Source organism: Sanguibacter biliveldensis, assembly GCF_033798665.1.
Classification (GTDB): domain Bacteria; phylum Actinomycetota; class Actinomycetes; order Actinomycetales; family Cellulomonadaceae; genus Sanguibacter; species Sanguibacter inulinus.
The window spans coordinates 1,346,475-1,358,889 of record NZ_CP138359.1 but is presented as its reverse complement, the minus strand read 5'-3'; the positions used below and the strand labels follow the sequence as shown (position 1 = coordinate 1,358,889).

Below are 12,415 nucleotides of genomic sequence, written 5' to 3'. Positions count from 1 at the left end.
CCCTGCGGGTCTCAGCCCGCGTGCTGCGCTCCGAGCATCGCCGAGGCGACGAGGTTGTCCTTCTCCAGCACGGTGCCGTCCGTGACCGCAGCCGCCCACACGTCGGTCGAGGCGACGGCCGCGAGGTTCGACTGGAAGATCGCCATGAGCGTTGTGTGCACGGTCTCGGCCGAGACCGACCCGACCGAGTTCGCGATGTGGATCGCGCCCGTCGCGTCCGAGAGCACCTCGGCGGCGAGGCCGTGCGTCTCGGTCTCGGCGACCGAGGCGAGGATGCAGTTGTTGGTCATGTACCCGGCGAAGGTCACGGTGTCGACGTCGTGCTCGCGCAGCCAGTCGACGAGGCCGGTCCCGGCGTAGACCGTGCCGTACTGCTTCGTCACTGACGTCCACGCCGGGGTCCGGCGCCGCTCGATCTCCGGGTGGATCTGGTACCCCGGGGTGGTCGGGTCGAAGACCGGCGCACCCTCCCCCGCGACGTGCTGGACGGCGACCACCGGGATGCCTGCGGCGGTCGCGGCGTCGACCGCCTGGGCGATCCGGGCGAGGGAGTCCTCGCGCGGGGGGAACTGGATCTCGAGGGGGCCGTCGAAGTAGTCCTGCTGGACGTCGACGAGGACGAGTGCGCGACGAGGGGTGCTCATGGTGTCTCCTGGGTGCTGGTGGGGGTGAGGACTGGGGGCCCGGTCGCTCAGGCTGAGGCGACGGGCCGCGACACCCTCGATCCTGCCGCCCGGGACCTTCACCCACCACTGGCCCGTATGCTGACTTCCGATGAGATCAGGCCACGATCGGAGACCTCCTGTGCGCATCGCCGTCTATGCCTTCGACGACATCACGATGTTCCACCTCGCAGTCCCCCAGATGGTCTTCGACGAGGTCACCCGACAGGGCCTGGGTGAGTGGTCGACCGTGCTGTTCTCCGAGCGCGCCGGCCGCGTGCGCACCGCCGAGGGTTACACGGTGTCCGGCATCGAGGGCATGCGCGCCGCGAGCGCGGCCGACGTGGTCGTCGTCCCCTCCTGGCTCGCCGACGGCCGCTCCCCCAGCCCGGCGCTCCTGCGGCTGCTCACCCAGGCCCATGCCCGCGGAGCCACCGTCGTCGGTCTGTGCCTCGGCTCGATGGTCGTCGCCGACTCCGGTCTCCTCGACGGCCGCAGCGCCGTCACGCACTGGCACGCCGTCGACCAGCTGGCCGCCCGGCACCCCGGCATCGCTGTCGACGCCGCGGCGCTCTACGTCGACCACGGCGACGTCCTCACCTCGGCCGGGACGGCCTCCGGGCTCGACGCCTGCCTCCATCTCGTGCGCACACGCCTGGGCGCCGCTGCCGCCAACACCGTCGCGCGGTCCCTCGTCGTCGCCCCGCACCGCGAGGGCGGGCAGTCCCAGTACATCGAACGGCCCGTCGCACAGCGCGCGGCGCCAGACCCTGTCGCGGCAGCCTGCGAGTGGGCGCTCGAGCACCTCGACGACGACCTGAGCGTCGACAGGCTCGCCGCGGTCGCCCACATGAGCCGGCGCTCCTTCGTGCGGATCTTCCGCGCCTCGACGGGCACGGCCCCGGCAGCCTGGGTCCGCTCGCGGCGTCTCGACGAGGCCCGCAGGCTCCTCGAGACGACGGACCTCGCGGTCGAGCGGGTCGCCGCAGCGTGCGGTTTTGGCAGCGCTGTCACGCTCCGGCAGAACTTCGCGAGCGCCTTCGGCAGCACCCCGACCGGGTACCGCCGCCGCTTCGACGCCCGCGTGCAGCCGCCGGGACCGTCGAGCCGACGGGGTGCCCTCGACTCCCTGTCTCCAGGGGCGGCGACCCAGGGACGGTGACGCGGGGCCTGGTTATCATCGGCCTGACGAGCGGCGACGAGCAGTGACGGGGGCGGCATGGAGCAGGAGATGTCAGGACCCGTCCCACCCTCTGGCCTGCACGGGATCTTCGAGGGCGTCCTCTACCCGCTGCGGTTCCACAAGGGCGGCTGGGCCTTCAGGTCGGACCACCCGGCAGCGGGCTTCATGGCAGACGGTGACGTGTTCGTCCGGATGATCGCGGCAGACGACCACGTCGAGTGCTTCGGCTTCAGGCACACCGGCATCTACAGGGGTCTGGAGGTCGCCGTGCTGCCGCGCCCCACCGGCGACCTCGCGCTGGTCTCGACCGACAGGACGGCGACCGACCAGGGCTTCACGGCTCACGAGCTGCGGCGCGGTGGCACGGACTGGCGCACGACCGTCCGAGCCGGCGACCCGGGTCTGCGCGTCACGAGCGTGCGCAGACCGCTGCCCGTGCCGTGGGCCGACAACCCCGAAGAGGTCTTGCCACCCCGCGGCGGCGGCCAGTCTGCAACCGCTCGAGGAACGCGCCCGGACGGTCCGGCCCGCGGCCTGAGCCCCTCGGCCTTCCGGAAGAACGGTCTGTACGCACAGCGCGAGAGCGCCGAGTACAGGCTGGTGCGCCAGAGGGACGGATGGGTGCTGCACACAGACCGCCCCGAGGACGGCTTCACCCGTCGGCACGACCGCTACGTCCGGGCCGTCGCACCAGACGAGCAGCTCGAGTGTTTCACCCTCGCCCACACCGGGGTCTTCCACGGGCTGGTGGTCCGCGTCGACCCCGGGAACGCCGGACTCGTCCAGCTCTCGACCCGCGACCGTCGTGCCCTCGAGGACGGGTTCATCCCCTTCGGCTTCGAGCGTCGGGAGATCCAGGAGTACGTGCGGACCGTCGCGGTCGACGACCCCGGCCTGAGCATCACGACCACCCGCACCCCGGTGCCCGCCCCGTGGACTCAAGACGCTCCACGAGCAGCGGGCACCACCCTCCCGCCCAGCTGGGGAGCCTTCACCCACGCTCTCGCCGAGACCTTCCGTGACGTCTCCGACCGTACCTACCTCATCATCATGTCGGCGTCGGACCCCAGACGGTACGTCCAGCTCGCCGGCGGGCCCACCCTGCTGCACGCCGAGGCCCCCGGGACCGACGTGGTCGCCGACGCCGACGAGGACGCCCTGCACGCTGCGGACTGGGCCCCGCCCGGACCTGCGCAGCCGAGCTGGACCTGGGAGCTCGAGCAGCCGGCCGCGGGCACCGGGCTCACGGCCCTCGCCGAGCGCTGCGTCAAGGCGCTGCGCCACGCCTACGGCATCAGCGGTCCGAGCGCGCTCGTGTACCGAGCCTGGCGCGACCCGGAGACCATGCTCCCCGGGGAGACGTGGTCGGCCGAGCACATGGAGACCTACGACCGGGGTTCGAGCGCGCTCGAGCTGCCCTCCCTCGGCCTGCCGAGCGTCTGACCTGGCGTCACCCCGTCCCTGATAGTTTGAGGGTTGACAGTTAGATCTCTAACTATTACTTTCATGAGCATGGACCCCGACGAGACCCGCCCCGACCGCAGCCTCGAGCTGGTCCGCTGGATCGGCTGGGCACAGCGCAAGGCGGGCGACGACTGGATCCGCGAGCGCGACCTCAGCCACCAGCAGGCCTTCGTGCTCGGCTACCTCGCACGGTCCCCCGGGGCCATCCAGCGAGACATCGCCGAGGTGAGCCGCACGAGCGCGGCGAGCGTGTCGAGCCTGCTCCAGGGCCTCGAGCGCCGCGGTCTGGTCGAGCGCCGCTCAGAAGACGGTGACGAGCGTCGCAAGCGTGTCTACACGACCCCGGCAGGCGAAGACCTCATCGCCGGTTTCGACGAGGCCATGCTCGCGGCCGACGAGAAGATCTTGGCGCCGCTCGACGACGACGAACGGACCACGCTCCACACCCTGCTGACCAAGATGACTGCCGAGCTGCCGCGCCCCTCGCGCGACTGACTCCTCAGCCCCTCCCAGGGCGACCGTCCTGACGGACGAGGTCGACCCTCTCTCCGGCGAGCCCTGACCCCTCTCTGGGGCGAGCGCCGCCGTCTCACAGACCCCACACGCATCTTCGCCGCGCCGGCGCTCGTCGGCGTGCGCTCGAGCCTGCCCAGGAAGAGGCCTCTCATGAGCACCGACACCCCCACCAGCAACCGCTGGTACCTCTCGACCGCACCGGTCCTGCGTGCACTCGTGCACCTGTGCATCCCCATGGCGGCGGCGATGATCGTCAGCGCCGTCTACAACGTCGTCAACGCCGGGTTCATCGGCTCCCTGCACGACAGCGCCCTCCTTGCCGCCGTGACGCTCGGCGCCCCTGTCCTCGCCCTCGTCATGGCCGTCGGAGGCGTCTTCGGCGTCGGCGGCGGGGCTCTCGTCTCGCGGCTCCTCGGGGCCGCGGAGCACGACCCGGCGAGCGCGCAGCAGATCAAGCACGTCTCGTCCTTCGCCGTCTGGGGAGCGGTCCTGACCGGCGCGGTGGTGGGTGGTCTCGGCCTGCTGCTCCTCGACCCGCTCGTCACGCTGCTCGGCGCGGACGCCACGGCCGCCCCCGCGACGCGGGCCTTCGTCGGGGTGATGCTCGCCTTCGTGCCGGTCCTCACAGCGGCCTTCTGCCTCGAACAGCTCGTCAGGGCCGAGGGCGCAGCGCGCCAGGTGATGACAGGGCTGATCTTGTCGACGGTCCTCAACGTCGTGCTCGACGTCCTGTTCATCCTCGTGCTCGACCTCGGGGTCGGCGGTGCGGCGCTCGCGACGGGTCTGTCCAACCTCGGGCTCGTCGGGTACCTCGGCCTCTGGCTGCACAGGCACAGCGAGCACACGAGCCTCGCCCCGCGCTGGTTCACGCTCTCCCCTGCTGTGCTCCGCCCGGTCTTCGGCGTCGGGGTCAGCGAGCTGTTCCAGGCGTCGTTCCTCGTGGTCACGGCCCTGGTCCTCAACAACCTCGCCTCGGCCTACGGTGACGACGCCCTCGCTGCGATGGGGGTCGCCGTGCGCATCGCGCAGGTCCCGGAGTTCCTGGTGATGGGCGTGACCCTCGGTGTGCTGCCGCTCTTCGCCTACGCCTACGGCAAGGGCGACCGCGAGCGCCTCAGGTCGGCCGTGCGGGTCTCCGCGCTGACCGTCGCGGGGCTCGTGCTCGTCGCCGCGACGGTGGCCCTCCTGCTGCGCGAGCAGCTCGTCTCCGCCTTCACCGCCGACAGGGCGGTCCTCGCGATCGGCGTCACGGTCCTCACAGCCCAGGTGGTCGCGATGATCGTCAACGGTTTCACGGGGCTGCTCACCTCGCTGTTCCAGGCGACCGGGCGGGCCGTCCCGGCGATCGTCATGTCGACGTCGCAGGGCGTGCTGTTCATCCCTGTCGTCCTGCTCGGCAACCTGTGGTTCGGGCTGCCGGGGATCATCTGGTCGCTGACGGTGTCGGAGGGGATGGTCCTCGTGCTGGGTGTGGTGCTCTGGGTGGCCTACCGCGGGTCGATCGACCGAGGGCTCGCCGAGGGCAGCGACGAGCGCGCCGAGGCCGCGCTCGAGCAGGCCGAGGCGTAGCCGGGAGCCTCCCAGCACGCAGCCCGGAGACCTCTGACGCGCGGGCTCCCGGGCCCCAGGGCTCAGGAGCCCGCGCAGTCTTCGGCTCGTCCCCAGCCTGCCTGCGCGGCCCCGGCCGCGAGATGTGCCACTCTTCCGGTGTGGAGAACTTCCCGGGGGGCCAGAGACTCGAGGCGCGCGCCGAGCAGATGATCGCGCTGTTCGGCTCGTCGGCCGTCGGTGTCGCGACGGGGTCGGTCGACAGGGTCCTCGAGGCCAACGACGAGATGCTCCGCATCTTCGGTCGCACCCGGGACGACCTCGCCGCAGGGCTCTCCTGGATGGATGCGGGCCGGCCGGCCGACGCCGAGCGCGACGCCGCAGCCTTCGAGCACCTGCGCCAGGACGGCAGCACCGTCGTCGTCAAAGAGCTCTTGAGGCCCGACGGCGTCGGCGTCCCGACCCTCGCCGTCCTCGTCGCGACAGGCCGCGGCCCGCTCCGGTGGGTCGCCGTCGTCGTCGACCTGTCGGGCGACGAGCGCCTCAAGCACCTGGCCTGGTCCGAGGCCGCGATCGTCTCGACCCTGCTCGAGGACGCCCCCGTCGGCTTCGCCTTCATCGGCACGGACCTGCGCTTCGTCCGGGTCAACCGCGAGCTCGCAGCGATGAACGGCTTCACGGTCGCCGAGCACGACGGTGCGCACGTCTTCGACCTCCTGCCCGACCTCCGCGAGGGCGCCGAACCGCTCCTGCGCTCGGTCCTCGCGGGCGGCGAGCCCATCCGGGACGCCGAGATCGTCGGGTCCACCCCCGCCGAGCCTGGCGTGGTGCACACCTGGCTCGAGTCGTTCTTCCCAGTCCGCACGGGCGACGGCCCGGTGCTCGGCGTCGCCGCGATCGCGCGGGACGTCAGCCGCGTCCGCGCGCTCCAGGACGAGCTCGCCGCCACGACGCTCAGGCTCAGCCGCGCCCTCCACGAGATGCAGGACACGCTCCAGCCGACGGTCCTGCCCTCGGCAGCCGGGTACACGGTGACGATCAGGCACCTGCCCGCAGACTCCGAGGTCGGTCTCGGCGGGGACTGGTACGACGTGACCCGCACGGCTCACGGCCAGCTCGTGGCGAGCATCGGCGACGTGGTCGGGCACGGCGTCGAGGCCATCGGCGCGATGGCTCGCGCCAGCTCGGCGCTGCGCGCCTACGTGCACGAGGGGCACTCCCCCGACCACGCGCTGGCCCACCTGGACAGGCTGCTCGGCGCCACCCGTGAGGCGATGGCCACAGCGGCCGTCGTGAGCGTCTCGGTCGAGGACGGCCTGGTCAGGTACGCGCGCGCCGGTCACCCCTACCCCTTGGTCCTCAGCCCGGACGGGGCCGTCTGCACCCTCCGCGACGCCCGCGGCCCCATGCTCGGTGCCCTGCCCGACGCCACCTACAACCCTGCCGAGGTGGTCCTCGAGCCCGGGCAGACCCTCTTGCTGCACACCGACGGACTCGTCGAGCGCCGCGGCGAAGACCCGGCCACGAGCGCCCGGCGGCTCGCCGACGCCCTCACCGAGGGTGCGTCCCTCGGCGTCGAGGCCCTCGCCGACCTCGTGCTCGAGCGGTGCGTGGAGCCCGGTCTGCGCCGCGACGACGCCTGCCTGCTGGTCGTCAGGCGCGACCTGGTCTAGCGTCGCCGGCCGAAGCCGCGACGAGGGCCGCCCTGACGAATGCAGCGTCCACGGTGTGCGCCCGACTCAGGCACACTGGTGAGGGCTCACCTCTAGCAGCCCACACCCCATCACGAAGGACGAGGACCCTCATGTGCCAGCCGGTGACGTGCGCACGCTGCGGCAAGACCACCTGGGCCGGGTGCGGCCTGCACGTCGACGAGGTCATGGAGCACGTCGCACAGGCTGACAGGTGCCCCGGGCACGACGAGCCCGGGTCCGGGCCCTCCGCGAGCGCCTGACCCGGACGGCACCCGCGTGAGCACCCCGGAGCACGACCGCGAGTCCCACCACGGCGGCGCCCACCTCGACCGCGCCACCCCTCTCCGCCCTGAGGGACAGGTCGGCGACGACCGCAGACGTGACGCGGCAGGACCGTCCGTCGGGGTCGTCGTCACAGCCTTCGACCAGGGACGTCAGGTCTGCGAGGCTGTCGACTCGATCCTCGCCCAGACCCACGCGGTCAGCGAGGTCGTGGTCGTCGACGACGGGTCGACCGACCCCGAGAGCGTCGCCGCCCTCGACGATCTCGGCGCGCAGACGCACAGCTCACCGACGGTGCGGGTCCTGCGCCAGGCGAACTCCGGCGTGTCAGCCGCACGCAACGCCGGGATCGCAGCGCTGAGCACAGAGGTCGTCGCCGTGCTCGACGGAGACGACCTGTGGGAGCCCACCTTCGTCGCGTCGACCCTCGCCGCCCTGGTCCAGGACCACGACGTCGTCGCGGCCTCGTCCTGGCTCTCGATGTTCGGGGTCGCCGCAGGGGGCGTCGAGCCTGCAGGCGGGTCCGTCGAGGCATTCCTGCCCAGGAACGCCGCGCCTGCCTCCCTCCTGATCCGCCACGAGGACTGGCAGCAGGCCGGCGGGTACGACGAGACGATGACCCAGGGATTCGAAGACTGGGACTTCTACCTCCGGCTGCTGCGCCGGCCCGGCACCCGGGTCGAGGTCGTCCGCGAGCCGCTGCTGCGCTACCGCACCCACCCTGCCTCCGCGAACGTGCGCAGCATGGAGGCGCGCGTCGCCCGCTACGCCCAGGTGCTCTCGAACCACCGGGACACCTTCGCCGCGCACCTCGAGGCGGCGCTCCTCGGGCTCGAGGCGACCTCGACAGCCCGGCTCGCCGCGTGGGAAGACCTCGTGGTCGCCGACCCGTCGGTCGAGGTCGGCCCGGTGACCTTCGGTGACGGCGGCATGGCGTCTGCCGTCCGGATCGCGACGGCACGCGCGCGCACGACCTCCTGACCACGCTCGGTCGTGCTGCCCGGTCGTGCCACGCCCGAGCGTGCCGCGCTCGACCCCATGACCAGACCCGCAGGTCGTGGCGTCGCAGCCCTCGTCCTCGACTATGCTTGGTCACCGGTCAGGCAGTGGCCGTCAGAGTGAGAAGTCTGAGGAGCACTGTCATGCACGCCCGTCCGACCAGCAGGCGCGAGTCGCCGGACGCACCCCCCAGCACCGAGGGTCCCGTCGAGGTCCCAGCGGCCCCAGAGACCGACCGTCAGCTCGCCGGCACGTTCCGGCTCGAGCTCCCCGCCGAGCGGTGGACGTGGTCGGACGAGGTCTACCTCATGCACGGCTTCGACCCGGGTGACGTCGTCCCGTCGACCGACCTCATCGTCTCGCACAAGCACCCCGAGGACTCCGCGCACCTCGTGGGACTGCTGCGCGAGGCCGCAGCGGGCCCCACACCCTTCAGCTGCGTGTACAGGATGCTCGACGCCCGTGGCTCGAACCGGGTGCTGGGCATCGTCGGGAGCGGGCGGCGGGACGGCGGCACCGACGAGGACGGCGGAACCACGACGACCCTCGAGGGCTATTTTGTCGACCTCACCGACAGCTACCGCGAGGCCGTCCAGCGCGAGGCGACGGCGTCGATCCTCGCCTCGTCGCTGAGCCGGTCGACGATCGAGCAGGCCAAGGGCATCGTCATGGCCGCACTCGGGGTCTCGGGCGACGAGGCCTTCGCGGTGCTGCGACGGTTCTCCAACGACTCCAACACCCCGCTGCGCGAGGTCGCCGACCACCTCGTCTCCGGGTTCCTCACGACCCCCTCGGTCCCGCTGCTCGACGACGTGCGCAAGCACCTCGCCCGGGTCGACCCCAGGCGGGAGCTCGCGACCCCCGAGGGCGACCCCGACGTCTGACCGTGTCCCGGTGGTCTGTGACGCTCTGAGCAGCACAGACACCGTCCAGCACGGCCTGGCCTCTCGCGGTGCGTCCCCGCGCGCAGGCGTGTAGCGTCAGAGCACGGGTCTAGCAGGCGGCTCGGACACCACCCTCACCGGAGGTCCGCCGTCATGCCTGTCGCCATGAACGAGTCCACCCAGCAGAACGCCCTCCAGCAGGGTCTCGCCGTCGGTTGCCGTGCCCTCGGCATCACCGAGATCACCGCGGACTGGGACAGCGTCAAGCAGTCGTTCAGGCGCGCCTGGCTCACCTGGGACCACGCCCACACCATGCCCGCGATCCGTCACGACCTGGTCCACAGCTCGATCCGGCCGGCCCTCGTCAGGAGCAAGACCCGCCCAGGCAGCCTCATCGCCTCGTGGAGCTGCGAGGGCTCGCTGCGACCGCTGGTGCGCGAGGACATCGCCCCGGGGGCGCTGCCCGAGCTCCTGGCCCTGGTCACCGCCATCAGCCTGGAGGACTGGATCGAGCTGACCCGTTCGCTCGTCGCAGGCCTGGACGACCACGACGTCGTCCACGAGGACTACTCCCGGCAGGCGACGTCCGGCACGCCAGAACCGGCGATCTGACGCCTGCCTGGGGGCCGGGCTGTCAGCCCTTGTCTGGCGCAGCGCTGCGCGCGCCCGAGGGCGTGTCGACGCCCGGGATGAGGCGCGTCGCGACGATCTGCTGCGCGACGTCGGTGAGCTTGGTGTTGGAGTCCTGGGAGATCCGGCTGAGCACCGAGAAGGCGTTCGGCGCCGAGAGCCCGTAGCGCTCCATGATCACGCCCTGAGCCTGACCGATGAGCGTGCGGCTCGCGACGGCCGACTCGAGCTGTTCTTCGGTCTGGGCCGCCTGGAGAGCGGCTGCGGCGACAGCGGCGAAGGTCCCCGCGAGCGCCTGGTCGGCGGCGCTGAAGGCACCGGGCTCCGTGGCGTAGAGGTTGAGCGCACCGTGCTTGGTCTCGGTCGTGTAGAGCTGGAGGCAGAGCATGCTCCGCACCCCGAGACGCTCGGAGACGGCTGGTCCCCAGCGAGGCCAGCGCGAGTCGGCGACGACGTCGTCGGTCCGCACGACCTCTTCCGACCGCACGGCGTCGAGGCAGGGGCCCTCGTCGAGCTCGTACTGCATCTCGTCGCCGAGGCGGACCGCCTGGTCGGTCGCGGCGGCCGTGGTGATCTCGCGCCGGGTGATGAGCGAGATCCCCGCTGCGGCGCACCCGGGGACCATGCTCACGGCGAGCTCGACGATCCCGTCGAGCGTCTCCTGGACGCTCGGCTCGACCGCGAGCAACCTCGCGGCGGCAGCCACCCGGTCAGGGAGATCCACGTCGCCAGAGGTGGCTCGGTCGAAGGTGTCGTCGAGGCTCGTCTCGTCGGAGACTCTCTGGTCCTGGGTGCTCATCGGGATCCTCTCTGGCTGGCCGTCCCGGTGCACGTGCCTGGGCCACCGGGGGCCTGCGCCGGGACGGCACGTCCGTCGGACCAGCGCGAGTCTGCCCACGATACCGTCCCCGCAGCACCCCTTCCAAGAGACCGCCGTCCGGATCCTCAGTCCCGCCGCTGCGCCTCACGGAGCACGGCGTCCGCGACCTCGCCGAGAGAGCGCGTCGCGGCCCGCTCGACGAGGGCGTCGTAGGCGGCGTCCATGTCGAGGCGCTCGGTCTGGGCGAGGACGCCCTTCGCCTGCTCGATACGCACCCTGACCTCGAGAGCCTCGCGGATCCTCGCGTGGATCGCGCTCGTCTCCCCCAGGCCCGGCCGGGCGATCGCGACCGTCGCGAGGTCAGCGAGGCTGTGGGCGACGGAGAGGTCTTCCTCGCTCCACGGGTCCTGCCCACGGCCGAAGAGGTTGAGACCGCCGATAGCGTCCCCCCGCCAGGCGAGCGGGATCGCGTGCACGGACCTGAACCCCGCCGCGACCACCGCCGCCCCGACCTCGGGCCACCGTCGGGCGATCTCGTCTTCGCCGACCGCCGTCACTGCCGTGCCCAGCTCGATGGTGTCGACGCACGGTCCGCTCTCGTGCATGGCCTGGTACAGCTCGAGCTGGCTCGCCGTGTGCGACGTCGCCGTGAGCAGCTGCAGGCCTGTCGACTGCTCGCTGACCAGGATCGCCGCCGCGTCGACCGGCAGCACGCGCAGGCACTCCTGCGTGAGCCTGGAGACCACGTCGGTGATCTCGCGGTCCTGGACCAGGAGCGCCGTCATCTCGGCGAGCACCCCTGCCGATGTCGGTGCACTCATGATCGCTCTCTTCCTGTGCTGTCGTCGTCAGAGGCAAAGTTGAGCCGTCGTGAGACCAGGTCGTCGGAGACCGCCTCGATCGTGGTCCCCTGAGCGTAGGCCCTGGCCCTGATGAGGGTGAGCGCGTCCTCCGGCGACACCCGGAGCTGCGCGACCACCATCCCCGTCGCCTGGTGGACCCGCGCCCGGGCCGGCCAGGCCACGAGGTCGGTCGGGTCTGCGTCCATCGACTGCAGGAGCGCCGCCCCGACGATGTCGGCGAGGGTCTGGGCGTCCTCGGGCGGCCTGCTGAGCGCCCGGCGGCGCGAGGTGTACACGGCCAGGACCCCGAGGACCTCGCCGGCCACCCGCATCGGGTACGCCGAGATGGTCACGTCTCCGGCGGCCTGACGGAGCTCGTCCATCACCAGGGACGGGGCGGCCGAGGCCGTGACGACGCTGACCTCGGCGAGGTTCGCCGTCTCCCGGGCGCTGCGTGTAGGACCTGCGTCGAAGATCTCCTGGACCGACTCGATCCTGCGCGCCACGGTGTTGCTCGCGGCGAGCGGGAAGGCCGGCATGGAGTCGGGCGTGAGGACGATCGACCCGCCGTCGGCCGAGAGCATCATCACCGCGGCGCGGCACAGCCTCACCGGCAGGGAGTCAGAGGGCGGGACCTGCGACATGTACGTCGCGAGCTCGGCGAGGATGCTCACATCGTCCACTGGTGCCTCCACAGCGCCTGCCGGCCCGGTCCATACGCCGCGACCTGGCGCAGCGCACCGTGGGTCGCAGGACGCGCTCACCTCAGGAGGGTATCCCAGCGGGGCCTCCTCCTCGGGGCACTCCTGTGGATGCAGGCCCGTTCCGGTGGAGCACTTCACCCCCTGGTGCCACACTGTGCTCAGGTGAAGCAGATCGCCGCTCGTGCAC

General features: G+C 71.9%; 12 protein-coding genes. 8 read left to right on the top strand and 4 right to left on the bottom strand.

The window, feature by feature from the left end; all coding sequences use genetic code 11:
- Positions 1-11 precede the first annotated feature (11 nt).
- Positions 12-644: an isochorismatase family protein gene (locus SANBI_RS05795; protein ID WP_319159804.1), complete on the bottom strand. Its 633-nt coding sequence runs from the start codon at positions 642-644 to the stop codon at positions 12-14.
- 160 nt (positions 645-804) lie between these two features.
- Here SANBI_RS05795 and SANBI_RS05790 point away from each other — a divergent pair, with 160 nt between their 5' ends.
- The 8 genes from SANBI_RS05790 to SANBI_RS05755 all read left to right on the top strand — a co-directional run bounded on the left by SANBI_RS05790 (position 805) and on the right by SANBI_RS05755 (position 9,844).
- Positions 805-1,824, top strand: coding sequence for a GlxA family transcriptional regulator (locus tag SANBI_RS05790; protein ID WP_319159802.1), 1,020 nt, complete (start codon positions 805-807; stop codon positions 1,822-1,824).
- 69 nt (positions 1,825-1,893) lie between these two features.
- On the top strand, positions 1,894-3,288 hold the full coding sequence (locus SANBI_RS05785; protein WP_319159800.1) for a TY-Chap domain-containing protein: 1,395 nt from the start codon (positions 1,894-1,896) through the stop codon (positions 3,286-3,288).
- Between the two features lie 63 nt (positions 3,289-3,351).
- Entirely contained in the window at positions 3,352-3,804 is a 453-nt protein-coding gene (locus tag SANBI_RS05780; RefSeq protein ID WP_319159798.1) for a MarR family winged helix-turn-helix transcriptional regulator, read from the top strand.
- Between the two features lie 171 nt (positions 3,805-3,975).
- Complete coding sequence (locus tag SANBI_RS05775) at positions 3,976-5,394, top strand: MATE family efflux transporter (protein ID WP_319159796.1); 1,419 nt, start codon at positions 3,976-3,978, stop codon at positions 5,392-5,394.
- Between the two features lie 140 nt (positions 5,395-5,534).
- Positions 5,535-7,046, top strand: a complete 1,512-nt coding sequence (locus tag SANBI_RS05770) for a SpoIIE family protein phosphatase (RefSeq protein WP_319159794.1) — start codon at positions 5,535-5,537, stop codon at positions 7,044-7,046.
- A gap of 297 nt (positions 7,047-7,343) precedes the next feature.
- The gene (locus tag SANBI_RS05765) at positions 7,344-8,330 is read left to right on the top strand and encodes a glycosyltransferase family A protein (RefSeq protein ID WP_319159792.1); all 987 of its coding nucleotides are present in this window, start codon (positions 7,344-7,346) and stop codon (positions 8,328-8,330) included.
- 161 nt (positions 8,331-8,491) lie between these two features.
- A complete protein-coding gene (locus SANBI_RS05760; RefSeq protein ID WP_319159789.1) occupies positions 8,492-9,232 on the top strand; it encodes a PAS and ANTAR domain-containing protein in 741 nt (246 codons plus the stop codon).
- 153 nt (positions 9,233-9,385) lie between these two features.
- Positions 9,386-9,844 (top strand): hypothetical protein, encoded by a 459-nt coding sequence (locus tag SANBI_RS05755; protein WP_319159787.1) that lies wholly within the window; start codon positions 9,386-9,388, stop codon positions 9,842-9,844.
- Positions 9,845-9,866: 22 nt separating this feature from the next.
- Here the strand turns inward: SANBI_RS05755 and SANBI_RS05750 are convergent, their stop codons facing one another.
- From SANBI_RS05750 to SANBI_RS05740, 3 genes are all read right to left on the bottom strand, one after another.
- Complete coding sequence (locus tag SANBI_RS05750) at positions 9,867-10,661, bottom strand: GAF and ANTAR domain-containing protein (protein ID WP_319159782.1); 795 nt, start codon at positions 10,659-10,661, stop codon at positions 9,867-9,869.
- A 146-nt stretch (positions 10,662-10,807) separates the two neighbouring features.
- Positions 10,808-11,503, bottom strand: coding sequence for a GAF and ANTAR domain-containing protein (locus SANBI_RS05745; RefSeq protein WP_319159781.1), 696 nt, complete (start codon positions 11,501-11,503; stop codon positions 10,808-10,810).
- Positions 11,500-12,207, bottom strand: coding sequence for a GAF and ANTAR domain-containing protein (locus tag SANBI_RS05740; RefSeq protein ID WP_319159779.1), 708 nt, complete (start codon positions 12,205-12,207; stop codon positions 11,500-11,502). Before SANBI_RS05740 ends, SANBI_RS05745 begins: the two co-directional genes overlap by 4 nt.
- Positions 12,208-12,415: the final 208 nt, after the last annotated feature.